This is a genomic window from Metallosphaera sedula DSM 5348, assembly GCF_000016605.1.
GTDB lineage: Archaea > Thermoproteota > Thermoprotei_A > Sulfolobales > Sulfolobaceae > Metallosphaera > Metallosphaera sedula.
Map to the genome: position 1 here is coordinate 263,589 of NC_009440.1, position 25,260 is coordinate 288,848.

The 25,260-nt window shown below is 47.8% G+C and carries 25 protein-coding genes; 16 read left to right on the top strand and 9 right to left on the bottom strand.

Translation table 11 applies throughout. From position 1 onward, the window contains the following. The first annotated feature begins 9 nt into the window (after nt 1–9). The 12 genes from MSED_RS01585 to MSED_RS01645 all read left to right on the top strand — a co-directional run bounded on the left by MSED_RS01585 (nt 10) and on the right by MSED_RS01645 (nt 10,445). On the top strand, nt 10–573 hold the full coding sequence (locus tag MSED_RS01585) for a 2-oxoacid:acceptor oxidoreductase family protein (RefSeq protein ID WP_011921451.1): 564 nt from the start codon (nt 10–12) through the stop codon (nt 571–573). Then, on the top strand, nt 563–820 hold the full coding sequence (locus MSED_RS01590; RefSeq protein ID WP_011921452.1) for a 4Fe-4S dicluster-binding protein: 258 nt from the start codon (nt 563–565) through the stop codon (nt 818–820). The genes MSED_RS01585 and MSED_RS01590 overlap by 11 nt, the downstream gene beginning before the upstream one ends. Next, a complete protein-coding gene (locus MSED_RS01595; protein WP_011921453.1) occupies nt 817–2,013 on the top strand; it encodes a transketolase C-terminal domain-containing protein in 1,197 nt (398 codons plus the stop codon). Before MSED_RS01590 ends, MSED_RS01595 begins: the two co-directional genes overlap by 4 nt. Further along, entirely contained in the window at nt 1,982–2,866 is an 885-nt protein-coding gene (porB, locus tag MSED_RS01600; RefSeq protein WP_048059954.1) for a pyruvate synthase subunit PorB, read from the top strand. The genes MSED_RS01595 and porB overlap by 32 nt, the downstream gene beginning before the upstream one ends. A gap of 36 nt (nt 2,867–2,902) precedes the next feature. Then, complete coding sequence (locus MSED_RS01605; protein ID WP_011921455.1) at nt 2,903–4,003, top strand: MFS transporter; 1,101 nt, start codon at nt 2,903–2,905, stop codon at nt 4,001–4,003. Further along, nucleotides 4,000–4,257 (top strand): hypothetical protein, encoded by a 258-nt coding sequence (locus tag MSED_RS01610; RefSeq protein WP_011921456.1) that lies wholly within the window; start codon nt 4,000–4,002, stop codon nt 4,255–4,257. Before MSED_RS01605 ends, MSED_RS01610 begins: the two co-directional genes overlap by 4 nt. Before the next feature lie 341 nt (nt 4,258–4,598). Next, nucleotides 4,599–6,020 carry an MFS transporter gene (locus MSED_RS01615; RefSeq protein ID WP_011921457.1) on the top strand — a complete coding sequence of 474 codons (1,422 nt, stop codon included), beginning with the start codon at nt 4,599–4,601 and terminating at the stop codon, nt 6,018–6,020. A gap of 63 nt (nt 6,021–6,083) precedes the next feature. After that, nucleotides 6,084–7,886 carry a S53 family peptidase gene (locus MSED_RS01620; protein ID WP_011921458.1) on the top strand — a complete coding sequence of 601 codons (1,803 nt, stop codon included), beginning with the start codon at nt 6,084–6,086 and terminating at the stop codon, nt 7,884–7,886. A 688-nt stretch (nt 7,887–8,574) separates the two neighbouring features. Further along, nucleotides 8,575–9,435 carry a DMT family transporter gene (locus MSED_RS01630; RefSeq protein ID WP_011921460.1) on the top strand — a complete coding sequence of 287 codons (861 nt, stop codon included), beginning with the start codon at nt 8,575–8,577 and terminating at the stop codon, nt 9,433–9,435. Nucleotides 9,436–9,796: 361 nt separating this feature from the next. Further along, complete coding sequence (locus tag MSED_RS01635) at nt 9,797–10,033, top strand: hypothetical protein (protein ID WP_048059955.1); 237 nt, start codon at nt 9,797–9,799, stop codon at nt 10,031–10,033. Beyond that, nucleotides 10,030–10,227, top strand: a complete 198-nt coding sequence (locus tag MSED_RS01640; RefSeq protein ID WP_048059956.1) for a type II toxin-antitoxin system VapC family toxin — start codon at nt 10,030–10,032, stop codon at nt 10,225–10,227. The genes MSED_RS01635 and MSED_RS01640 overlap by 4 nt, the downstream gene beginning before the upstream one ends. A 14-nt stretch (nt 10,228–10,241) precedes the next feature. Then, nucleotides 10,242–10,445 (top strand): hypothetical protein, encoded by a 204-nt coding sequence (locus MSED_RS01645; protein ID WP_144418721.1) that lies wholly within the window; start codon nt 10,242–10,244, stop codon nt 10,443–10,445. A 66-nt stretch (nt 10,446–10,511) separates the two neighbouring features. Here MSED_RS01645 and MSED_RS01650 read toward each other — a convergent pair whose 3' ends face one another. The 6 genes from MSED_RS01650 to MSED_RS01675 form a co-directional block, all read right to left on the bottom strand. After that, the gene (locus MSED_RS01650; protein ID WP_011921463.1) at nt 10,512–11,249 is read right to left on the bottom strand and encodes a hypothetical protein; all 738 of its coding nucleotides are present in this window, start codon (nt 11,247–11,249) and stop codon (nt 10,512–10,514) included. Nucleotides 11,250–11,253: 4 nt separating this feature from the next. Continuing rightward, on the bottom strand, nt 11,254–11,688 hold the full coding sequence (locus MSED_RS01655) for a hypothetical protein (protein ID WP_011921464.1): 435 nt from the start codon (nt 11,686–11,688) through the stop codon (nt 11,254–11,256). Nucleotides 11,689–11,692: 4 nt separating this feature from the next. Then, nucleotides 11,693–12,136, bottom strand: a complete 444-nt coding sequence (locus MSED_RS01660; RefSeq protein WP_011921465.1) for a cytochrome c oxidase subunit II — start codon at nt 12,134–12,136, stop codon at nt 11,693–11,695. Beyond that, a complete protein-coding gene (locus MSED_RS01665; protein WP_048059957.1) occupies nt 12,133–13,683 on the bottom strand; it encodes a cytochrome b in 1,551 nt (516 codons plus the stop codon). The genes MSED_RS01660 and MSED_RS01665 overlap by 4 nt, the downstream gene beginning before the upstream one ends. After that, nucleotides 13,584–14,402, bottom strand: a complete 819-nt coding sequence (locus MSED_RS01670; protein ID WP_011921467.1) for a Rieske 2Fe-2S domain-containing protein — start codon at nt 14,400–14,402, stop codon at nt 13,584–13,586. Before MSED_RS01670 ends, MSED_RS01665 begins: the two co-directional genes overlap by 100 nt. 106 nt (nt 14,403–14,508) lie before the next feature. Beyond that, nucleotides 14,509–15,096 carry a sulfocyanin gene (locus MSED_RS01675; RefSeq protein WP_011921468.1) on the bottom strand — a complete coding sequence of 196 codons (588 nt, stop codon included), beginning with the start codon at nt 15,094–15,096 and terminating at the stop codon, nt 14,509–14,511. Between the two features lie 480 nt (nt 15,097–15,576). Between MSED_RS01675 and MSED_RS01680 the strand changes: the two genes are divergently transcribed. Together MSED_RS01680 and MSED_RS01685 are read left to right on the top strand one after the other, a co-directional pair. Further along, entirely contained in the window at nt 15,577–17,982 is a 2,406-nt protein-coding gene (locus MSED_RS01680; RefSeq protein ID WP_011921469.1) for a cbb3-type cytochrome c oxidase subunit I, read from the top strand. A 4-nt stretch (nt 17,983–17,986) separates the two neighbouring features. Continuing rightward, nucleotides 17,987–18,547, top strand: coding sequence for a DUF1404 domain-containing protein (locus MSED_RS01685; protein WP_011921470.1), 561 nt, complete (start codon nt 17,987–17,989; stop codon nt 18,545–18,547). A 16-nt stretch (nt 18,548–18,563) separates the two neighbouring features. Here the strand turns inward: MSED_RS01685 and MSED_RS01690 are convergent, their stop codons facing one another. Next, nucleotides 18,564–19,106 carry a DUF1404 domain-containing protein gene (locus MSED_RS01690; protein ID WP_011921471.1) on the bottom strand — a complete coding sequence of 181 codons (543 nt, stop codon included), beginning with the start codon at nt 19,104–19,106 and terminating at the stop codon, nt 18,564–18,566. A 279-nt stretch (nt 19,107–19,385) separates the two neighbouring features. After that, a complete protein-coding gene (locus MSED_RS01695; protein ID WP_011921472.1) occupies nt 19,386–19,664 on the bottom strand; it encodes a DUF5658 family protein in 279 nt (92 codons plus the stop codon). Nucleotides 19,665–19,825: 161 nt separating this feature from the next. Here MSED_RS01695 and MSED_RS01700 point away from each other — a divergent pair, with 161 nt between their 5' ends. Then, nucleotides 19,826–20,329 carry a hypothetical protein gene (locus MSED_RS01700; protein ID WP_011921473.1) on the top strand — a complete coding sequence of 168 codons (504 nt, stop codon included), beginning with the start codon at nt 19,826–19,828 and terminating at the stop codon, nt 20,327–20,329. 129 nt (nt 20,330–20,458) lie between these two features. Next, entirely contained in the window at nt 20,459–22,948 is a 2,490-nt protein-coding gene (locus tag MSED_RS11775) for a protein kinase domain-containing protein (RefSeq protein ID WP_052292725.1), read from the top strand. Nucleotides 22,949–22,983: 35 nt separating this feature from the next. Here MSED_RS11775 and MSED_RS01710 read toward each other — a convergent pair whose 3' ends face one another. Beyond that, complete coding sequence (locus tag MSED_RS01710; protein ID WP_011921475.1) at nt 22,984–25,011, bottom strand: hypothetical protein; 2,028 nt, start codon at nt 25,009–25,011, stop codon at nt 22,984–22,986. Nucleotides 25,012–25,260: the final 249 nt, after the last annotated feature.

Sequence of the window (25,260 nt, forward strand, 5' to 3'; positions counted from 1 at the left end):
GTAACGTGGGTGGAATCATCGCTTGAGATACGATTTCATGGAAGAGGCGGACAAGGCGTTGTTACGGCAGCCAATTTACTTGCAGAGGCTGCTGGTCTAGACGGGCTTTTCTCCTCAGCTTTCCCCATATATGGAGCGGAGAGAAGGGGAGCGGAGATAGAGTCTTATTGCAGGATTTCTGACTCGCAGATAAGAGAGACGTCCCCTATTGAGGAACCTGACGTAGTGGTTATTCTAGATCCCACATTGCTCAAGATTTCCAATCCCCTGAAGGGTTTGAAGAAGGACGGGAAAATTGTGCTTAACTGGAAGGGAAATCCGCCAGTCTCAGGTAGGATCTTCCTAGTGGACGCGACAGGAATAGCCATGGAACTGAAGCTGGTGAAATCTGGCTGGCCTCTCGTCAACATCTTAATGTTGGGCGCACTAGTTAAGGCAGTTGGGGTACCCTCCTTGGACTCAGTGAAGAAGGCCATAGACTCTGAGTTTAGCGGGAATGTGGCAGAGCTCAACAAGAGAGCCGTTGAACTAGCCTACGAGAGCACAAGAGAGGTGAAGGAAATTGTCGCTTGATTATCAGTTTTTCCCGGTTTCCCACCCAAGCGAGGGAGCAGGGGGAAAGACCGGTAACTGGAGGGTGGTGAAGCCAGTTGTTGGCGATAGGTGTATTGGTTGTAATGCATGTTACCTATGGTGCCCTGAGGGCACCATTGGGGTTAAGGGGAAAAGGGCTGAGGTTAATTACGAGTATTGTAAGGGTTGCGGGGTCTGCGCGAACGTGTGCCCCGTTAAGGCGATTTCCATGGTGACCGAGTCATGATGAAGATTATTTCAGGGAATGAGGCTGTTGCCCTCGCGGTAAAGCTAGCGAGGGTTGGGGTTGTGGGGATCTACCCAATAACTCCTCAGACCACCATAATCGAGGAACTGGCTGAGATGAGGGCAAGGGGGGAGATCTCCACAGATGTGGTTAGGGTGGAGAGCGAACACTCTGCCATGGGTGTAACCCTGGGGGCAGCCGTGTCTGGAGTAAGGGCGTTCACTGCTACCTCCTCCCAGGGACTTCTTTACATGCACGAGATGGTTTGGTGGGCTGCAGGGAGCAGGGCACCCATAGTGATGGTGGTAGCAACTAGGGCAGTGGGTGCTCCTTGGAACATCTGGAACGAGAACACTGACTTCATGAGTGAGAGGGATAGTGGTTGGATAATGGCCTTCGCCTCAAGCCCTCAGGAGGCGCTTGATCTAACCCTGCAGGCCTTCAGGATCTCCGAGGATCCTAGGGTTTTCGTTCCCATGATGGTGGGAATGGATGGGTTCATTCTCTCCCATACCAAGACCAACGTGTATATTCCTTCGCAGGAGGATGTAGACGCATTTATTCCGCCCAGGAGGCAACCCTACGTTATAGATCCGGAAACGCAGGAGAGCATGGGTAACATTTTCCAACCAGTCCATTACATGAAGCTAAGGCAGTCCATAAATGATGCCATAGCGGACTCGAAGGACGTGATTAGGGAAGTCGGAAGGGAATACGAGAAGATAAACCCCCTAGCGGATTACAAGACCCTCAACGTAGAGTATAAGCTAGAGGATGCCGACTACGCCGTGGTTACCATGGGGGCTTGGTCCTTAGACGCGATGGAGGCTGTGGACAGGTTAAGGGAGAGAGGAATCTCCGTGGGACTTTATAGGGTGAGATACGTGAGACCGTGGGCTGAAGACGAGATATTAAGGGCACTGGGAGATAAGAAGGGAGTTATTGTGTTTGACAGGGCGACGTCGCTGGGCAGAGGAGGGCCTCTTTACCTGGAAGTGAAGGCGTCCCTGAATAACCCCGTAAAGGGGGTAGTTGCAGGACTGGGAGGTGTGTCCATGAACAAGAGGGATTTCATGGAGGCCATATCCACGTCCATCGAGGAAATGAAGCGTGGCTCCTTTAGGGAGGTAACCTGGTACTATCCGAGCGAGGTGAAAGAAGTTGAGCTTGGGACTCCGAGGTCTGCGATCTGAGTCACTCCTTCCAGGGACGTCAGCCTGCCCTGGATGTCCTGAGAACATGGCCATGAGAATGGTGGGAATGGCCCTGGGTAAGAACGTTGCCATGGTTGTAGTGGCAGGGTGTTCCTCCGTAATTCAGGGGATAGGGCCCAAGAACGCTTACGGCTATCCTGTGCTTAATATAGCCTTCGCTGCCGGTCCCGCAGCAGCCTCAGGTATGTGGAGGGCCTTCAAACAGAGGAACAAGGACGTGACTGTGGTGGTCTGGGCTGGAGATGGAGGTACAGCGGACATAGGGTTTGCATCACTTAGCGGAGCTGCTGAGAGGAACGAGGACTTCATATACCTCTGTGTGGACAATGAGGCCTACATGAACTCCGGAGGTCAGAGGAGCGGTTCCACCCCCCACGGTGCCGTAACCACTACCACACCTGAAGGGAAGAAGGAGAACAAGAAGGAGTTACTCTTCATAATGCTTGACCATAACGTTCCCTATGTGGCCACGGCATCCGTGGGCTATCCCCATGACCTCATGGATAAGTTGAAGAGGGCCAAGGAAGTGAACGGATTTAGGTATATCCAGATCCTTACACCAGACCCTTATGGTTGGCTATTTGATCCCTCTAAGACCGCTGAGGTTGGCAAGTTGGCTGTGCAGACGTGTTATTGGCCCCTCATAGAGGTTATGAACGGGAAGGTTAGGGTAAGTAATGAGTCGCTCCATTGCCTTAAGAAGGAGACCAGAAGGCCCTTGAAGGACTTCCTTTCTGTTCAGGGCAGGTACAAGAAGCTCCCGGAAAGGGATTACCTGGAACTAGAGAAGTTCGTGGATGACCTCTGGGAAAGGATAATCTCCATGAGCTAACTAAAGATTTTTTGTACGGGTCTCCATTTATCTGGCATGAACTCGGACGTCTACAAGATATCCTTTTCTGCCTTCTTTGCTGACCTGGGTTACCAGGCCGTGGTTGCGTCGTTCCCCATTATTCTAGTTTTCCAGTTTCACCTTCCAATTTACATCTACGGAGTTGTGGAAAGTGTGTCCTATGGTGTTGGGTTAATCTTTTCCTTTCTAGGTGGGGCTCTCGCGGATAGGTACGGGAGCAAGAGGGTTGCAATCTTTGGAAACCTCCTGATAACCTTGCTGTCCTTCACAGGACTGGCACAAAATAGCCTCGAGGCGATTGGTCTCTTCCTGTCAGGCTGGTTCATGAGAAACTTCAGGAGCCCTGCCAGGAGAACCATGTTAGTTCAAGCGACCAGTGAGAACGAGAGGTCGAGGGCATTCGCCATTCTTCACTCGCTGGACTTCCTGGGAGGGTTGATAGCTGTGGTGTACCTCTCCGTTGGCCTTTACCTGAGGCTCTCGTTTGCTGAGATTCTACCCTTGACTGCAATCCCAATCCTGATAAGCTCGCTATTCCTTTACCTGTCCAGGCCTAGGGAGGGGAAGAGCACAGCTAGAAGGAGCGGGAAAGTCCTGGGCGCGGTGGCCCTTGCCTCCCTCCTCTTCGGGATCAGCACGTATAGTCCTGGATTCCCCATCATTACCGTGACTCAGTCTACCTCGCAGATCTACCTGGGCACCTTAACCTACGGGTTTTTTCTGGGCTCATCCTCAGGTTTCGGAATGTTATTATCTAGGTTGAGGATGAAGGACTACCTAGGCCTCACCCTGGGTTACCTGGTAACTGCGATCGCAAGTGCCGGGTTTATCTTCCTGTTTCCCTTCAGGGAGATAGGCCTTTACCCCATGGCAATTCTCCTGGGCGTCGGGAGCGCCTTCGCCGAGACCTTTGAACCCAGTATAGCGTCCAAGGTTGCAGGTCAGAACGTGGGAACAGGAATGGGGATACTTTCCCTGTCGAGGGGGATAGGTTACTTTGTGGGGAACTCCGTTATGGGCATTCTATACTCTCTAAGTTACGTTTACGCATACGCCTTTGCATCATTGGTTGCCCTAGGTTCCACTGTGATAATCCTTGCCCTGGTGAGAAAATGACCCTGTTTCAGGAGGTTGATGGTCTCATTAAGGGGAACAGGCCACTATTTGCAATGATGCTAATCAAACAGTTCGTTGAGGACCACCAACTGGAGAACCCGTCAAAGGAGTGCGAGGAAATCTTCCGGGCCGTGAAGGTCATGCCGTGGATGAACGACGAGTCGTGGAGGTACTTTGCACCCTCGCTTCCAGAGGATGAAATAAAGACCCTGGCACTCAAGGTACAGGACTGTGCAAGGATATATGGAGACTAGTTAGGGATCTAGTAAGAGTTCAATAGATAAAACCTAGCAGAGATCTAGCTTTCAACGAAATATTTCTTTAATACAGTATCAAACTCTGATAATTTCGAATATTCTAGGGTTAAGTACATAAAAAGGTTATTCAAGAACGGATGAAGGCCTCTAACTATACTTCTTTACTCTTCAAGCTAACCATTTTAAGGAACAATATGTCCAACTAACCTAATTTGAGGAATCCTTTAACCGATAGATCAGCGGATATGCGTTCACTATATAACTAGGTAGTCTCAACAGAGACGATCACCTTTACCCCTAAAATCAAGTTTTATTTTCCCTCGTACCTAGGAATCATGATGGACAAAAGGGGAAGGGAGGTCCTACTCCTCCTTGTGTGGGGCGACCTCCTCATAAACTACGTGGAAACCATGGTTGTCCCAGCAATTCCCACGATTCAGAGCGACTTCTCAGTGAGCTCGACCCTTGCCTCTTGGATAACCTCAGCCTTCATCATTGTGGGAGCGGTGGTCTCGCCGATCTTTGGTAAGCTTGCCGACATGTACGGAAGGAAAAGGATGTACCTCATCTCCCTTGGGGGTTACCTAGTTGCGGTAGCCTTGGCCGGCTTCTCACCCTCAATTTACGCACTCATTGCTGCCAGGGCAATTCAGGGAATAGGTTACGGGATCTTCCCCGTTGGGTTGGCCATAATCACCGACGTCCTCCCACCCCAGGACGTCGCAACGGCTCAGGGACTACTCTCAGGTTCCGTGGGTATAGGCACGGCCCTTGGACTCATAGTCGGTTCATACATAGATCAGAACTTTGGCTGGCAGTATGCCTTTCACACTGCCTTCATCCTCTCCCTTCTCTTCTTCCTGCTTATCCTGACCAAGCTTAAGGACACGGGCGTGAGGGTGAAGGAGAGCATAGATTACGTTGGAACAACCCTCTTAACCGTGGGTATGGTCCTCATCCTGGTTTACATAACCGAGGGACCTTCGCTGGGCTGGTTGAACGCCGAGAACCTTGTCCTGTTAACGTTGGGAGTCCTTCTAGTGCTCGTGTTTATCCCTGTGGAGTTGAGGGTAAGGGAACCCCTGGTGGACATGAACCTCATGAGGATTAGGAACGTAATGGTCGCTAACTTGGTTGGGGTTGTGAGCAGTATTGCCCTCATGATCATGTATTTCGGGATAATCTACTACGCCCAGTTACCTCCTCCCTTTGGGCTGGGACTTGACATATTCTCTGCAGGATTAACCCTGGCTCCAGCGACCGTGGTCATGTTCGTGGTGGGTCCAATCGTGGGTAAGCTCACGGGAGATGCGGGTCCGAAACCTCTCCTCGTGTTCGGTTCACTAACCTCGATCCTTGGTTTCATCCTCCTCATGGTGAATAGGGGAACGTCGCAGGCACTGGTTGAGGACGTGATAGTGGCGGGGACTGGGATGATCTCGATCATTATTCCCCTCATTAACATGATAGCCGTCTCGCTTCCAGAAACTGCGAGGGGTATAGGCCTGGGAGTGAACACTCTCTTGCGCAATCTCGGGGCGTCCATTGGCCCAGTTCTGGCCACATCAATCATGTCGTCTTATAAGGACCCCTACGTCCTCATAGTAGACAACCAGTTCTTGATCTCGTTCTATCCGGGTAGCGAGGCCTTCAACGTTATGTTTGAAGTTGCAGTTCTGGTCATCCTCGTGAACCTGGGCATCTCACTGCTAACAAGAAACTATAAATTGAAAGGAAAAGGTAGAAATATTGTTTTATGAAAGCATATATTTAAAAATTTATATTCAAGTCTTTTTATAGGAGTATGACTCTTTTAAATAGTAATGAAAAACATAAGTTCTATTCTAATAGTATTGATTTTGCTTGTATTTTCCTCTCTAGGCTCGGGTCTAGTTTTGCAGGCCCAGGAATCCATGTACTACGTGCAGACGTCATCGCCCCAGTACTCAATTTTACCTGGATCACAGTTCGTGGAACCGCTTAACACTGGTCTTACGATCCCGATAGCCATATTGCTTAACTTCACGAACTATTCATCGCTGAACAGTGAGCTTCTATACGTGATTTCAAGTGGTCATTATTTAACTCCCTTGAAGTTCAGGGAATACTACTATCCCAGTCAGTCTTACGTGAACTCCCTTGAGAACTACTTGGAAGGGTACGGGTTTGTTCCCACAGGGAACTATGGACTCATACTCACCTTTAACGCCACAGTAGGCGAGATTGAGCAGGCGTTCCACACATATATAAACGTGTACTATTACCCCTTCAAGGATATCTATTGGTTCGGTAAGGTCGGAGAGAAGAGAGTGGGACCATTCTATTACTTCACGAATAACGTTACGCCATCACTTCCCTATGGCGTGGGTAAGTACGTGCTTGGGATTGTGGGTATAGATAATCTTGATCCACACGCGTACCAGGGATTGAGGCAGGCTTGGAATGTACCCATGACCGAGGGGAAGGGATCCAGCAGTAGCGGGCTAATTTCAAGCGCAATATTCACTCCCAATACGATCCAGCAGTACTTCAACTTCTCGTCGCTCTACGCGCAGGGTAAGACGGGTTCAGGTTCCACGATCGCCATAGAGGGAGTGCCAGAGTGTTACGTGAATACCACGGACATATACTCGTTCTGGAGACTTTTCAACATTCCTAGGACTGGGTCATTCAACGTTATCACCCTTGGAAATGATACCTCGGGAGGTCAATCGGGTGAAAACGAGCTGGACGCTGAGTATTCAGGGGCCTTTGCTCCAGGGGCTAATATCGCAATAGTGTTCAGCGATGGATATGTGGGCGGGAAAGCCCTTGTGGGAAACCTCCTAAACTACTATTATGAGTACTATTATATGGCAAACTATCTTAATCCTGACGTGGTCTCTATCTCAGTATCGTTACCAGAGAGCTATCTTGCAGCGTATTATCCGGCAATGTTGTACATGATACACAACATCATGGTTCAGCTATCGGTGCAGGGAACCTCGGTCTTGGCTGCATCAGGGGACTGGGGATTTGAGTCCAATCATCCTCCGCCTAACTTCCACATTGGCGTTTACAACACCATATGGTACCCGGAAAGCGATCCACTGGTTACCTCGGTAGGCGGGATATTCCTCAATGCGACCTCAACGGGACAGATCTACTCCTTCTCTGGGTGGGATTACAGTACAGGAGGCAACAGCGTGGTGTTCCCGGTTCAGATATACGAGCTAACCTCCTTGATTCCGTTCACGCCTATCACAGTGAGAACTTACCCTGATATCGCCTTCGTTTCAGCGGGCGGTTACAATATACCCGAATTCGGTTTTGGGCTACCCCTGATCTTCGACGGACAGCTGTTCGTGTGGTATGGGACTAGCGGTGCAGCTCCCATGACGGCTGCGATGGTTTCGCTTGTGGGACAGAGGTTAGGCCCACTGAACTACGCGCTCTATCACATTTCGTACTCTGGAGAGGTAGTAACGCCCCATGGAATTATTAAGGGACTGTCAGCCTGGATACCCGTTACCTCTGGCAACAACCCAATGCCGGCCCACTATGGATGGAATTACGTTACTGGACCTGGCACTTATGACGCGTACGGTATGGTCATGGACTTGGGAATGTATGCCGAGTATATCTAAGCAGGTTACATACGTCATCACTTTTTTATTTTAGGATTCAGATCTAAGATTGAACGTTGTGTTCATGTATTTCATCTCCTTCATTGCACACAACCTTTTCATCACGAGGCTCGGTCTCAAGCGACCTAGTGTTCCGCATCCAGCTAGGGCAATTTTGCGAGTCCATCTGGAGACACTCCATGATACTTTAGGCCCCATATTCTTTGACCATTTTCATGTCACAACGAGTCCCACTATGATATTCTCAATAGTATCTTTCCTGATTTTCTAATCCAGGTTTTCCCAACTCTTACCCATTCCTTCCTTTTCTCCACGTATACTTCTAGGACTTTTTCCTTAGAATTCGTCATCTTTTTCAATTATTTTCTCTCCTCTATGATTTGCAGAATAAAAGGATCTGAAGAGTAAAGTTTCTTCAGGAAAACTTCGGTATTCATGAATAGTGCATCTACATCACCTGGAAACATGTTAACTACCTTTAAGTAGAGTTGGTTGTCCACCCTCTTCGGATACTTAGGAATATCACATCAACATATAATAGCTCAACACGTGTATCACTTCATATACTATTAGAAGTTATCCGGGTCCTCCCTGAGTGAGATCATATCATTTCACACGATAGATATTAAACTCAACTACCCAACCTAGAAAAGCATCTCTTTTATTCTCAAAAATCTGTCCCATCTCAATGAAAATACTGAAATACCTGATCCCTTACATCGTCTTTGGGTCACTTCAGTATAAGTTCACGAAGGATGGGCTGACCTTTGCCTCACCATTCCTTTTCATGTCACTTAGATACTTCATAGGTGGACTAGCCCTTCTTCCCTTCGCCAAAAAGGTGGTTCTCAACAGAGACGTGATAATCCTGACCCTCCTAACAACTGCGAGCTCCGGTCTCTGGGCAATGGGTCTTAACTACGTTGCACCCTCCGAGTCTGCGGTCCTAAGCTACACGATGCCCCTCTTCTCAATCCCCATTGCATACCTTATCCTATCCGAGAGACCTAGGACCTTTGAGGTTGTGGGGGCGATCATCGGTTTCCTCGGGGTTACGGTGTACGGTCTATCCCTTTCAGGCAAACTTTCCGTCCTAGGTGGAATACTCACGGTGCTCAACGCAGTGTTCTGGGCCTCCTTCACTGTGTATTACAGGAAGTTGAGGTCCATGGACCCAGCAGTGGTTAATACGTCCCAAATGCTCCTTGGATCTCTCGTTTTCCTGGCCTTGACCCCTGTAGGTTTCAGGTTCGATCCATCCTTGAACTTCGTAGGAGATCTCCTGTTCTCAGCTTTACTTGGTGGTACTCTTCTCTTCTATCTCTGGAACGTAATGCTGAGGATGGAGAGGGTCGGTAAGGTGACCGTTATGGCCTTTTCTGTTCCAGTCACGAGCTCGATCATTGACGAGGTCACGGGGGAGGTACAGCTCAATCATGAGAGTTACGCGGGAATGCTAACCATGATGGCTGGGATTATTCTTTCAAGAAAGGATGAGATATTCTCGAAAAAGAGGAAGGTTGCTGTGAAGACTGCGAAAACCTCCTAAAAGGTTTTTAACTTTGACCTGATATAGTTCCTGATAAAGGTAAATAGTTGTAAACCTCCCTTTGGGAGGACAGTACAAGATTATAACAGCTTCTCATGATTCGTTTTTAAGCATGTTAGAAATGAGGCTAATTACCAATATCTGGATATGGAAAATTAATCTGAATACTTTTTAGTTATTTAAACATATTTACGAGGAAGAAATACGGTAGTATCTTCGGAACTTGATTTGGAAACGCTACGCAGGAATTCTTAGGATCAAGGTTTTTCCAGACCAGATTGCCCCAGAAGAACTTCGACGACACTATGCGGTCCCTCACGATCCAGTCATCTTTTTACACTAAGTGTACCAAGTATACGCCATGAAAGTGATTAAGGTTTCAGATGAAAATAGACAGAAACTTCTTCAATTAGCCGGAGAGTTACAGGCCAAGGAAGGAAAGAAGGTAACCCTGGATGACGTCATCAAGGTTCTCATAGACCACTATACGAAAGAGACAAAGAAATCCAGGCCTAGGTTGACGGAGTTACTCGAGAAATATCAATTTGAGGCAGAACCTGTTACCGTGGAGGAGATGGATAAGGAGATCTACAAGTGAAGGAGATAGTACTCCTAGATACATCCTCCATCTACGCAATTTTCAACAAGGGAGATCCCAATCACGTGAGGGCTTCACAACTGTTAAGAGAAATAGAGGAGTTGAGGTTTGGTCAACCCACCATCTGCGATTACGTGGTAGATGAGACGTTGACGCTGGTTTTTCAAGGCATGGAAAGAGTTATGCCTTCCTAGTGCTGAACGAGATATTGAACTTCATTATCGAGGGAGTTACTCTTGAGTTCGTTAGTCCTAACACGTTTGAAAAGGGGATTGAATACTTCAGAAAGTATCAGTTAAGTTTCACGGATCACGTTCAGGATGCCCTACTCATGGGGCGAAGCAAGGACAGATACATAGCGAGTTTTGATAGGGGATTTGACCAGGTTAAGGGAATAGTGAGGATTAGTTGACTAACACGGGGGACTGGAACCCACACAGGAATAGCGTGATTTTCTCATCTCGTTAAAGCCACCGCCCTAGATGGTTTTACCCCTACCTCTCACGCTATCTGGCCTTGCCTCCCTCAGGGCACCCCCCACTCTCCTCGTGGTCCCATAGTTAATCCACAGGAATAGAGCAGTTATCATGGGCAATCCCACGTACACGGAGTCTAGGAAAGGAGAGAATGTTCCCAGCGCCAGCACAGGGGCATAGTAGGCTACGATTGTCGCAATTGAGATGCAACATGTACTCCCGCTAACTATTCCCAGAAGGGGCAGACCTACAAGGGAAAGGTTCCTCCTTAACCCGGTCATCCTCCTGAGCTCAATGAGGTTCCCAACCACCAGCAGGCCTATAACTAGTCCCATGACCAGGGAGAAAAACGAGAGATCGAGGTAGAACCAGGAACCGCCCAGAGATAGCGAGGGAGTGAAGAATAGGCCTACCACGTTCTCTAGGTTCAGGGAACCCATCGGAGCATAGGTCACGGAGAACACGCTAGGGGGCGAGATTCCCAAGATCCTGTCTAGGAGTAGACTATATGCCACGTAGTGCACGGTAAGATAGGACAGGAAGACTCCCCATGTCACCCTATCCCTCAGACAGGATACCACGCCCCTAAGAGGAAACCTTAGGAGTAAGTAACCAATTCCCAACCAGAATACCAATCCCCCTCCCAGCTGAAACGGGAACTGACTAGGAAAGATGGGGGAAATCAAGAAGAAGGCGAGCCCCAGAAGGCTCAGTAAAAAATAGAATAATTCAATCTTCATTTCATCAATCCCTGAAATATTCCTTGTATATCACGAAGATAAGAGACGAGAATAGTAGAATCATTAAGCCTACCAGGAGACCCAGGTTGAACTGATATGCTAAAACGTCAGGGAAGTACTGCGATATGGCGTAGGCAAGTCCTATCCCGGAGACTAGGATCAGCGGAAGCACCATCTTCGACACGTCTGCCTTCCTAACCTGTTGTTCCTGGACTTCCGTATATCTGAACCTGATGGAGAAGAAAATCAAGGAGCCCATGAAGACTCCAAAAACCCCAGAGGCACTTATGTACATTAGCCTCCAAAGGTTCTCGACGTACACCGAGATTGGGGACTGGGCTAGGTAACCAAGGTTCCCGAAGTCGCCAATCCAGAGGAAGATGACCGCCATGATCACCATGGTGAAGATCCACGCCGCTATATCCTTGGGCTTGAGCATGATATCACCCCGTGGAGTTAGTGACTATCATAATCCCCTTCATGGTGTAATGACCCGGCCCGCAGAACTCCGCGCACCATATGTTGTAAACTCCAGGTTGGTTAACTAGGACGTAAAGGTCATAGGTGTAACCTGGGATCGCCTGCATTTTCATTCCGAGCTGTACTATGTAGAAGGCATGAATCACGTCAGCAGAAGTTAGCTGGAACACGTAAGGTTTGCCTGCCTGAATCACAACCTTGTTGTATGACACGGTCCCGTTAGGGTAGACGAATTCCCACACGTACTGCTTAGCTATTACCTTGATCGGAATTGCGGTCTCGTTGCTGGGAATGTAGGAGCCATGGGAAATGTAACCTAGATACTGAAATGATAATGCCCCTAGGAACACGAGGATAGCTATGGCAAACACTATTGTGGAAATTTCGGCTATTCTCTCGGCTTTCACTTCTCATCACCCCTTAAGGAATAGATCAGCACAAGGTAGGACAGAAGGAACATGTTAATACCTGCGAGTATCCCAAGCTCAAACTGGTCTAGGAGTAGGTTAGTCAACGTGAACATCTTAGCCGTAGTGTAAGCTATTAGGCCTAGGGTTGCCAAGATGCTTAGGTCAACCCCCAGGGATACTGGCCTGGGTAGCGTGATTGTGCTCACTTCCTGAGACCTCGACAGGGCACTCGCCAACCCCAACCTCTTCCCCAGGTTGAATGAGTCGGACCCTGACTCGGCCCTAGACTGCAACCACCTTAGGGCAGGGAAGATTGTGAGGAAGGACAGCAGAAATATTACGCCGTCTACCTCGATCCCTATGGGTCCTATATCCCTCCCAGGAGTTAGATATGCCCAAACGCTATTAACCACGAAGGAGACGATGAAACCAACCCCTAGAGCCATGGAAGCAGGTCTCATTACGGGATTAGGAGACTCATGTCTGAACACGTACTCGTCCACGAACGGGAATAGGACTGTCACAGCTCCCCATGCCAGGAAAATGAGCGACGCATTTGACGGAGTCACAGACTTATAGAAGAAGTAGATGAACAGGAAATACCAGTCAGGTATTGGGGGAGTCTGCGCAGCCAGTGCGGGATTATACTCTGGCATAATATACTTGATCGTAGAGCCGTCAACCGCGATCTGGAACGGGAAAGCTGAGGCTATCAGGAAGATGGCTCCAAATGTCATTAACATGGTAACCACTATTATCCCAAAGGTCCTGGTCAGGGGCTGAAGTTTCCAGTTCGGGTCATTCCTAAGCTTGTCCTGGTAATCATCTATGAGCTCGGATCTCCCCTTCTCCTTGCTTAGGGGTGGAGTTATGCCATGCTTCTCGAATATGTAAAGGTGAAGCCCTAGCACCAGAGCTATTAGGGCCCCAACTATCCAGTGGAACACAAAGAACCTATCCACAAGGGGATCTACCCCGCTCGCAATTCCTGGTAGCTGGGGCAGAAGGGTCATGGCAGCTATTAGGTTGCTTAAACCTAGGGGCATGTAGGTAAAGAGGTTCAGTCCAGTCGTCGTCGCAGTCCAGGAGATCAAATTGTAAGGAAGCGAGTAGCCCAGGTAAGCCTCAGTCAACGTTAACCCTGCGAGCACTGTTCCCACCACCCACATTATTTCCCTAGGTTTCCTGTACGCTCCCACCAGAAAGTTCCTGGTCATGTGAACCAGGAGGAGAAATACCATGGCGTAAGCTCCCCAGCTGTGGAGACTAAAGAGGAGAGCTCCCAGGGGAACGTTAGATATCAGGTAGGAGGTTGACGCATAGGGATCAGCTGGAACGTAATATAGGGCCACAAGCATCCCAGTTATAACCTCAAACATAAAGGATGCTAAGACAAAGGAACCCAACCAAAAATCAAGCCTGTACGCATAACGCGGAGCTTGCCTTATGGTGTGACCATATAGACCTGTCCTCTCGTCGAGCCACTCCAGGACCCTGTCAAGCCAGGTCCCTTCCTGTTCCTCCAATAACTCACCCTCACACATGCAGGGTTTGAGGGTACCGAGTAACTGTACCTAGGGTCGTAGATCAAGTTATCCCTTGGCCTTCTCCTGGGCACAGCCTCAGAGAAGTACGGGGCATTCGTCCCCACGGCATAAATGTCGCCAGTTGTTTCATCGTATTCTAGAAGAACCATTGGAAGGGGCCTAGGAGCTGGGCCACCTACCACCACCCCGCCCTGATCCAGTTGATACATGGAACCGTGACACGGACAGTGCAGGATTGAGGTTGAAGGATTTAGCCCAGGGTCGCTAGAGCTTGAGACTAGGGCTTGCGCTGGAAGCTGGCACCCTAGGTGCACGCAAACCGCGGAGAAGGCGCATATCGAGTTCTTTGGTCCAACTCCTACAATGTCCTTAAAGTTGGTGTTAATCCTGAACTGGTTTGCGTAGGGATTCTTGAACTCCACATCCTTCATGTTATTTAGCTTGTTAAAGTCCACGAGAAAGCACGGCTCATCCGTGAGAGGATACGTAAAGAAGTAAACCGGACAGCTTCCCTGGAGCTGGCTTATGTTGGCGACCTTGTACCTAGGAAACCCCTCTAATCCCTGTGAGTTGTTAGCCACGAGATACTTAGGCGAAATGGACTTCAGCTCTCCGTAATAGTATCCCATGTAATCTAGAACAGGGGTAATCAGGGGAGAGACCGCAATGGCCCCTCCCAGGATAAGACTCAACCTAAGAAAGTCCCTTCTGTCCAATTCCCTTCACTATGATATTAACAGCATTGAGTTACCTTTATGTATTCTATTAAAACTTTACTATATTTGAGTTTTAAATAAGAAAAAATTAATCATTATAAATTCGCTACCCCACGGCGTAAGGGGCAGTGACGTTCTGGGATACGACGAGATTGACCCACATCCCTGATTCTGCATGACCTGAAATTCCGCAAGCTAGCCAATATGTTCCTGGTGCCATGGGTCCGTAAACACCCAATGCAGTCTGACCGGAGGAAAGTCCCTGAAGCGTATAGGCTGACGAAGTGGTCCCTACGTAAAGCAATATTTTCCCATCGCTGGCCAAGTCTGCTGCGTTAGGAGTGGCAGTGTTGTTCATAACCAGGAGAAGGTTGTGTTGAAGTGACTCCTGGTTGGTGAACTCTACCTCGACGTTATAACCGGCGGGTATGTAAATCGTCATCTGCCCGAAAGAAGTTCCATTGAGGTTGAAGGTAGACGCTGAAGATAATGCGACCAGTGATATGACCACTGTCTTATTTGACGAGATAACCGGGAGTGTCACCTTTGTGGGCCCTGAGCTCGTGGTATTAGTAGTGGAGGGAGAGGAGAGGGTGTGGAATTGATAAATTGAAATGATAGCTGCAGACAATACTACCACAGCCACTATGAAAGCTACGACATAGGAAAACATGGGAGAGACTGCCTTACTCATACGAAATCATCATGATAGTTCACTTTTCTATTTTATAAGCATTTTTTCAAATGTTCCGCAATTCCAGAAAAACTGGTGTTTGAGCAGATCGCTTACGACCAGTACGTGAAGAATTAGAAAGTAACGAGAAAAGCGCCCCATTTTGATGGAAACTCGCGCAGATCTAAGTCAAGGCTAGCTTAACCTTCCCAAGACAGGTAATGAAGACGACACACATCAGCAAATTTGCCCTAAATAGCCAGAGGGTTGTGGCGGTCAGAATCTGTACTGCTCATTTATACTGGAAAAAAGTAGGTAAGGATGTTTAATGAACAAAGTTAACTAAATAATAAAATATTTCTAAAAATTTTGACCATTTAAAAGAACTAAGGTTCAAACTATAAAAGGTTTTTCATTTTTTTATGATGGAAATACCTGATTAATGAAAAATATATATGTAAACATTAATTCCCGTTAAATGAATTTGTCATTGAGAATACGATGGGAAAGTTAGGCAGAATTAAGGAAATTCTTAAGATAGCCCTAACCACTACAAGTGCCCACGACATAGGAATCATGTACATTGTGCTAGGTATAATAAGTCTTATCACAGGTTCCGCTTACGCAGCGCTGATCAGGGATCAACTAACGTTGAATAACGTGGGTGCGGTTGACTACTATAATGCCGTGTCTCTACACGGCATATTTATGATCTTCTTCATGGTGATGCCGATCTCGACTGGTTTCGCTAACTACCTAGTTCCTAGAATGATTGGTGCGCACGATCTGTACTGGCCCAAGATAAATGCCCTGTCCTTCTGGATACTGGTACCGGCAGTCTTCATGAGCATAATTGCGCCCCTGTTCGGGCCTATAAACACTGGATGGTACATGTATGCGCCTCTAAGCACAGACCTTCAGGTAAACGGGGGTTTCGGCGTTACTCTCGTTGAGGTAGCGTTAATGATAGCGGGGGTATCTTCTACTCTTACGGGGATAAATTTCCTCATGACAATCCTTAGACTGAGGAAAATCCCCTTCTTCAAGATGTCTCTTTTCACTTGGTCATGGTTTGCGACCTCTATTCTTCTAATGGTAGCCCTGCCACCCTTAACAGCAGGTCTAGTCATGGCGTTTCTGGAGAGGATGTGGAACCTTCCGTTCTTCAATGCTGCCCTTGGTGGAAACCCGCTCCTGTGGCAGAACGTATTCTGGTTCTTCGGACACCCAGAGGTATATATTCTCATTTTGCCGGCCATGGGGCTGGTCGGTGAGGTTCTTCCAAGGGCCGTGGGAAGACAGATTTACGGATATAAGGCGTTAGCCCTATCGTCAATGGCAATAGCCTTCCTGTCAGTTCTGGGAGTTTGGATGCATCATATGTTCACGGCAATAGATAGTGATGTGGTAAGGGAAATAGCTGCGGCAACGACCATGGCCATTGCCATACCCTCTGGAGTAAAGGTGGTGAACTGGACTATTACCTTCTATGGAGGGAAAGTTAGGTTCTCAGCCCTAACCATAGGAATGATAGGTTTCATCACGCTGTTCCTGGTGGGTGGAATCACAGGAGTCTTCTTCCCGCTTATACCTGTGGACCTAGCCTTCAATGGTACCTATCTAGTAGTGGGACATTTCCATTACATGGTCTTTGCCATACTCGTGGGTTTGTTAAGCGGTTTGCTCTACTATTTCCCCTACTTCACTGGGAAGTGGTTTGATCAGGAACTGGCCAGGACCTCAATGTTCATGATAGTTGTTGGGGCTTTCGTTGTAGCCACGGGAATGAGTATTGACGGAGTCTTGGGCATGCCCAGGAGATACGCCGTGGTGCCGGCCCCTGTCTATCAGCCCTTCCAGAATCTAGTCACGGTAGGAGGTTTCGTGGAGGGGATTGGTCTACTGCTAGCCTTCGGGACTCTACTCTACGCCTGGGTTAGGGGGCCCCCTGTTAAGAACCTGGATCCCTGGAATTCAGAACAGCTCATAGGGATACCAGACTTCACGCTCAGGCCCATTGCCCTACCGCTATCCTTTGGGAAGGAGATGGATGGCACAACCCCTGAGCATAGGCATGGCTCCTATTTCCCTTCACTGTTGGGGTTGCTGTTGTGCTTCCCACCACTGGGCTTCATGTTAATCCTAGCAGGTATAACTATCCCCGGAATTTTCATGGTTTTAGCCTTCATAGGAGTGGGAATGGCTTGGCTATATAACGACTACTTCAGGCAAATTAAGCCAATGCCAGGGCTTGGGGGTTTCGGACTAACCAAGATGTTGAGCTCAACGCCAACAGGGTCCACTGGTGCCCTGGGAGGGGTTGAGAACCCAACGATCCAGGAGAACGGGGTCGAGATCGCCAGGAGGGCGAAGACGCCTGTCCTCTTCTTCATCATAGCTGAGATATTCCTATTTGGAAGCTTCATAGGCGGTTACATCTATGACGTGAACGAGACTCCGACGGTGGCTAGCCTACCAAGGTTACCTGTAGATTGGTATCCTCTTCCCCTGATCATGACGGTGGTTCTATTATCAAGTTCGATTCCAGCTCATCTCGCGTATCATAACTTCCTAAAGGGTAGGATCAAGATGTTCAAGATACTGGGTGCATTGACTACCCTGATGGGATTCTCGTTCCTAATGGGACAGGTATACGAGTTCACGCATATAGTCAAGTTCACTCCACAACAGGACGTATACTCAGCATTCTTCTTCAGCATAGTGTCACTCCACGCATTTCACGTTATAATGGGGCTAGTTCTCTGGACAATTACCCTACTTAGGACCAGGATCACCATCCCATACCAGCTATCCACAGGGGCATCCTACTACTGGCACTTCGTTGACGCTGTATGGGTGGTCGTATTCACTATGCTTTACTTGCAACTACCAATCTATCACCCGTGAGTTTATGAAAGGAAAGACTGTTTTTTTGGGAATTTTCCTTACACTATTGATAGTTAACCCACTTTTTGAGAAAATATATGGAAAAAATGCCGTGCTCTACATGGCCTCCCATTACGCCCTGTTTGCCTTGGGAATGTGGATTGGCTTGGCTATGGTCTCGAGGAAATATTGGGTGGGTAAGCTAGTTGTGGGCTCCGGATTAGCGGTACTGGCTCACATACCCTTGATATTTGATGTTTCCGCATATAGTGAACCAGTGAGACTGATCCTGGAGCTAGGCTTGGTACTAGGAGGCTTCCTAGTTGGCTCCTCATTTCAGGCGGGAGGTAACATGGTAGGTTATACCTTGTTGGGAGGATGGATGGCTGGGGACACGGCCCTCTCAATCGCTTTCCTTCTTGGTGACAGCGGGTATACCTTCCCCTCCTCTCCCTATCCCACGTGGCAAATCAAGGATGCTGGGGTGTTCATGTTCCTTCTAATGAATGTTGTGGCTTTCTTCATTATCATGAGGATCTTTATAAGATTCCTTGAGAAGGGCGAGCTATACCCTGAGAGTAGATGATACAAGATGTGCACCATCATAGTCCTCTTAACACACTTCTAAAGGCAAGATATATCACGGTGGCTAATATTACGTTCATCGCCACTATCATGAAAATCCCAGCTAAGGGGAGAGACTCAGGAGAATAAGGGGAGAAAGGATAAACCTTATTGCTGTACTCGGGGCTTCCAATGACTAGAAGAATACTAAGCACAGTATCTCCCAACATGTAAAGGGCGAAGAGGCTAATCTTACTCCACTGTGGAAGGGCGTGTATGGACGAGCCCAAGAGGAAACCACCTAAGAGTAGTGAAACGTCTAGAAGGACCCTAAACTCAAGGATTCCCGCCCCCAGGGAGAAGGGTAAGGGTAAGTGCCAGAATATCACGGGGACCACTCCAATAACAGAAAATTTCCAGTCGTTCCTTAAGAGAAGGTATCCCAGTATGAAGCCTGAGGAAACAACGGCGTAATGCGATAACATATATGCAGTTGCCGAGTGAAATTCGAGTTCCTCGGTCGCGGGGTTCAACCCTACGACGGCAAGTATTAGACCCAATGCGAGCATCTTCTTGTTCATCAATCAAGATTTGGGCCTGGGGTTTAAAACATAGGCATAAATTAGTAATTTATTCTTCCCAGAATATAATCTCTTTTCATTAGAAAAGAGTTTAATATTTTCCATCGTTCATGGGTTATAGGATTAAAATAAAGGTTAATAACGACGAAATATCATATCAAGTTTATAACTTATTATATCTAAGACCCGCGTATTCTTAAAAACTTTTAATCTACTAACTTATCTACTTGTAAATATTCGAGGAATACATGCGTATGAAGTCCTTCAGAGCAAGTCTCCCTAGAGGAGTGTCAACATATTGGATAAATCGGCTATTGCGAACAAGCCAACTAAAACCAGCGCAGGTAAAATCACGGATCTTCTCACCAGGAAAGCAGAGCCCACAATCGCCACAACCTTTAGTAGAGTCATCACTAGGAGCAGAGTCAACGGATTTCCTTGAAGTAAGTGAAGTAACGCGTTCTGTTCTGTATATCCTGCCTGAACGCCCACATAGGTAGTAAGAATATCAATTAGTCCTAGACCGCCAAGTAATGGAAGCAGTATTCTCTGAATCATAGGTTATTATTGATATCTAAAATTAAAAGTTGCATATGTTTAAGTTTATCGTTATATATAGAAACAACTAAAGAAGTAGACTCTTTTATACATTTATCTACATATCAACATAAAGTTTATTACCCATATTTTGTTAATAGGTATAATAATGGTGAAAAAGTTTGAACACTGGTCTAAAGATAGGTGAGGTTGTAGCCATAGTGCTTATCGCAGGGGCTCTCTCCCTGGGATTCTTGGGAGGGAATGTGAGCGCTCAGGTTCCCTCAATCCCATCGGTCTCGGTCCTTGATCATTACACTGGCTTAAGTTGGTCGCTCGTTAGCTCATTCAAGGGAGTTGCGGATAGTTCTCCCACCGCATTCTTGCAGAGTTTCGGATCATATGCGATATCCTACGCTAATCTCACTGATAGTGGAGGAGATCTGCTCACAGTCCTTCAAGTTTACTTCCCGTCAGCCCACTCCGCGTTATCATACCTCGAATCGGTGGCTCCCTCAAGCCCTCAGTTGATAAATGGTGTATGGGTCTCCACGTATTCACTGGGCCAAACGGAGATTGTGTACATGGTTAGCGGGTCTCATTTCGTTCAGATTTCGTATGTAGGTAGCTCTGGTGCCCTCCCAAGCCTCAGTTCGTTAGAGCAACTAGGCTCATCCCTGCTTTAGCAAGCCTTTTTGACATCTTTCCTTCATTGACTGATTTTCCTCTTTTTATTTTTAGCCAGTGAGAGATCGCACTTTTGTTATGGAGAAATTAAAAAAGGGTTAAGGTAATTTATATTCACGGGAAATGTTGTGGAGAGACCAAGCTTCAAGGCTATCTCAATGATCTATATTCTATTTGTCGTCTATCTGCTTATCTTCTTCGTCATGGATTCTCACATTTCCGTCCAAAACTTATTAGTTGGTCTCTCCATTCCACTTTCATGCATACCCCTTGCCCTCCCTAGAGCAAATCTTTACGTTGTTCCCGTGTATTCAATTACCCTTTTCCTCCCTCTGTTTCTTTATCTCTCAAACTTGGATTTGGTGGTTGCAATCCTACTAGTTGTTTCGTCGCTTGGAGTGCCCTTATCCGCTGGCGATCTAAGGAGATTAGTTGTAGTACCCTTCATGGCCTTCCTAGTCATGTTTGGTATTACCTATTCCGTTGCAGGAATTATTCTAGTTAGTTCAGGGGCATATTCATGGTTCCCTGTTCTAGCTGGGGTACCTCTCTTCATATCTCCTGTCATGAAACTGGTTCAAAGCAAGTGGAATGTTGTGCCGGGCATTGCGTTGGTGTTTATTTCACAGTTCCTAGAGAGTGGTCTTAATTTCTTGGGTTTGAGCCTTACAAGTTTCCTTTCAATATCCTCGATCTCGGTGATACTTTGGGGAGTTTTGGCCTTTCTCGTTTCAGTTTCTTTCCTGGCTCTGGGCTTCAAGAGATCAATTCCTCTGATATTCTTGGGGCTATCGGCATTAGTGTATCTTCTAGGTCCTACACAACTGGCATTTCTCCCCCTCGAGGCAGGATCAGTGAGCATAGTGAATAGAGAGGAAAGCAAGGAACTAGAGGTAAGGGCTGAGGGAAACAAGATAGTTGTGAAGTTTCGTCCAAGGGGCACGAAGACTACTCTCCTTGTGGACTCTCTTCCCCAGAAATTCTCGTGTAACAATTCGGAGTGCATCTCGACCATATTCACACGTCCTGGATCACATGAGGTGAAGCTCTGTTTCGCTGGTGAGTGTATCTCACAGAACATCGTTACCACTCAGCACGTAGCTTCAACGCCCATCAAAATAGAGAGTATGGTGAACGGTAATAAGTTGAATATAGTGGTGAAGGTTACTGGTAAGGTTAACTCGCTTGAGGTATCAGTTAATGGGGAGCCAGTGAAACTTCAGGAGAACGGGAGGGAATTCACTGGAGAGTACTTGATTCCAGCTCCAGGGAAATATGTAGTGGAGGCAACGGCAAGTATCAGAAATAACACCATTTCAGTGTCAAGGGAGGTTGAAGTCAAGTCCCTAAATCTAGAAATCAATCTTAAGGTTGATCAAAGATGGCCTGATTTGATTATTACAGCTGAAACTATTGTGGACGGTTCTAAATCCCCTGTAGATAAGATAAGGATAAGGGTAAATGACGAAGATCTCTCCTTCAATAACCCAGAGGCTGGAGTTTACACCGCGACGGTTACATCCCTAGAAGGGAAGACCTATGAGGTGGTAGTCGAGGCTCAAAAGGGCGAGATAACTAGGGTAGAGAGAAGGAAAGTGACCATATCTCCGCCTCTTCTCAGCTCCTGGGATCCCAAGATCTGGATAGGGAGGACTATCTACGGTTACGACGTGGAGAGCATTCTAGGCATTGGGGGAACCTCGTATGTGCTTCTAGGGAGGAGGGAGAACAAGAAGTATGCAATAAAGATAGCCAACGTTTCTCCTTCATCCTCAAGTTCCTCAACTAGGCTAGGAATCTCTACGTTCTCTGACCTCAGTAAGGAATCGTCAAAACTCCAGGAGATATCTGAGCGCTCCAATGACATCGTTAAACTGTATGGGGTCTACGCTGACGTTAATACCATCAGGGAGATCCTGGAGGGAAAGTCCTTCCTATACCTTACCAATCCCCCTGCTATAGTCATGGAGCTAATGACCGGCGGGACAGCGGAGGACCTAGTGAAGAAGGAGGCAGTGTTTCTCTCATCCAATTGGCCCTCCGTGGTAAGGATTATCTTCATGAGTACAGCGAGGGCACTCTCAGTGGTTCACAGGGAGAACTACGTTCACCTAGACGTTAAGCCCAGGAATATCTTTTTCAGTGAACCGCCAGGGAACACTGGTGGAGAAGTTCTGAACAATCTGGTTAACGGGAAGACTGCGGTAAAGCTTGGGGACCTGGGTTCTGCTAGGAGGAGAGGAGAGAGGATCACCGAATATACAGCCGAGTACTGCCCTGTGGATCAAGTTGAGGACATGTTATTGGGAAGAGGTGCCAGGCCAGACATGGACGTTTTCGCGCTTGGGGCAACAATTTACAGGTTAATAAACGGGACTTCACTTAATCCGCCAGAGGTGGTCAGGGAAATGGACGGAGCTGTAGACGCTTTTCTGAGGAGGGGTGACTTTAGGGCTAACCTAGATAGGGCGAGGAGGGCATATTCTGCAGTCCATTCTAGTTTAAGATTGAGCAGGTTCCATGAAGTCGAAGGTCTGGTGAAGAAAATGACGGATCCTGATCCGACAAGGAGACCCTCCATACAGGAGGTCCTTAACGAGTTAAATGCGATAAAGTGAGGAAAAGTTTCAACTGGATCCTCAAGGAAAACGACTTATCTTACCTTTAATCCTATAATTATCGCTACGGCTAGGAAGATTATGAGAGTTATTACCTTGACATAGAAAGATGATATAGTTAGTATCTGTGCAGGTTGAGTCGTAGAATTCTCACCGAGAGAACTAACGTTAGAGGATGGTGGGATAGTCGTTCTTGTTAGGTTGAGAGTGTTTCTCGTAACGTTTTCACTTTTCGTGAAGCTAACCGTGAGCGATGAGTTGAGCGGGACCACCACCTTCAAGGGGTAGGTCACGTTATAGCCATTGGGCGGCGAAACCTTAACGTAGTACAAGCCTGGATATAGGTAGAGGGTAGAATTTCCAGTCACGTTGTAGGGCGTTCCGTTCAGGTTAAGGGTGAACGGGATTTGGCTTTCCACGCGTAGCGGGAACCTCTCCTCGGTGAAGTTGATCTCGACGTAGAGCGAGACGTTGCGATATGTCCTCCCGTTCAAGGTCACCGCGTTAGAGGAGGGGGTTACGGTTACCTTTCCCTGAGAAAGTTGACCAGTTATGACCTTGACGGTGTAGTTGTAGTATTCTGGAGGGATTACGCTGAACCCGTAAACTCCCACAGACTCGCTCAGGACCACTAGTCCCGTCGAGTTCACGAGGTGACCGTCTATCTCCAGGCTCCAGTAAGGCGCACCGAAGCCCACGATTAGTAGAGTGTAAAGCGATTTGACTGGGGTAAGGAGTAGGGTCGAATTGGTGGGAGAGATCTCCCCCGTGATCACGTTGTACCCGGGCTCGGGCCTCACGGTGAAGGTGTACTCTCCTGACGGGAGGGTCAGAACTAGGGTTCCCGTGACGTTAACTTCAACGTTGCCCAGCTCGAGGACCCAATACCCTGGGTAGTTCAGGGTTATGGAGGCCGTGAAGCCGGGAGACGAGGCAGAGTACACGTATACCTGGTCGTTGACCAAGGTGTACAGGAGGATCCCTCCCTGGAATGGGACGAAGCCTACCAGGTTACCCTGGATCGGGGTCGAGGACACCTCCCCCGTGAAAAGATTTATCTCCTCAAGGCCTTGCGACAGGAGGTAGGCTGTCCCCTGGCTCTCGTATAGGAGGGATGAGGCCGAGAAGGTGATTGAGGACACCAGGGTTGACCCCCTCACAACATAGGTCTGATCCCCAGACACAACGTAGGTCACATTGAAGGGTCCAGGAATCGCGAGTTGACCCGGAGACGGGAGCGGGATCATGGAGACGCTGGAGGAGGCTATCACCAGGCTAGAGCCGTTCAGGATGAGGGCAGTGTTGCCGTCTATCCAGGCAGAGTTAACCTCGGTTAGGCCAGGGACGTACAAGACCTTGCCCGAGTCGGTGATGATGTAGGACTGAGGGCCCTCGATTATTAGCCCGCCATGTACCTTGATGAGCTTACCTGGAGACGAAACAAGTGCGGTTGGGGGACCTGATAGGAGGGTTCCAGAGTACACGAAAAGTTGTTCCAGGCTGACCTGTACTATTCCACCGTTGACAGACCATATCAAAAGGTTGGCACTATCTGCCGTGGAGTTCAGCATTTCCACCCCAACTTTCCCCTGCCCCAGGTAGACGCTAACGCCCACGAATTTCCCGGTACTCATGTTAAGGGCTGTGACGGAAGACCCAGAACTAGAGTTATACTCCAGGAATAGGTAATCCCCCACGTTCCCCACAAGCGTGTAGTTCGTCGAGATCGGAATCTCAATCTCTCTATTGTTCACCACGTTAAGGATCCACATCCTCAGGAAAGGCGTTCCGTTCACGACCACATACCCCTCAATCACGACGTAATTACCCTCTAGTCCCGCACTTCCAATCACCCCTTGCCCCATCAGGACCAGACTGGTGTTCTCCCAGACATACACGTCTCCCTGAAAGCATCCAACCATGTAATTTTCGTTTGTAACATTGGAGTGGAACACCCCCTTCACACTCTGCACGTTATATATCACGTTCTGGATAAGGGCCTGCGAACTGGTTAGCGGAACCAAGGCGAACAACAAAAGGGCAACGAGTAGAACTACTCTCATTTTAACTCCCTTATTACACCACTTTTTTAACCTTGTCCTAACTTCCGCGACGATTAGACCTACTCGATGTCCTCCTCAATCTCCCTTCTCCAGGAGAACAGAAACAATACTGAAATAGTACAGTCGTGACGCGTGGTGATTTAGTCATAACACCTTAATTCATTTAGAGCAATGTTCTGTAATTATATGATTCTATATATCATTGAACTCCAAAGATACTAATTTATGTTTCCCTAGGGTAGTTATTAT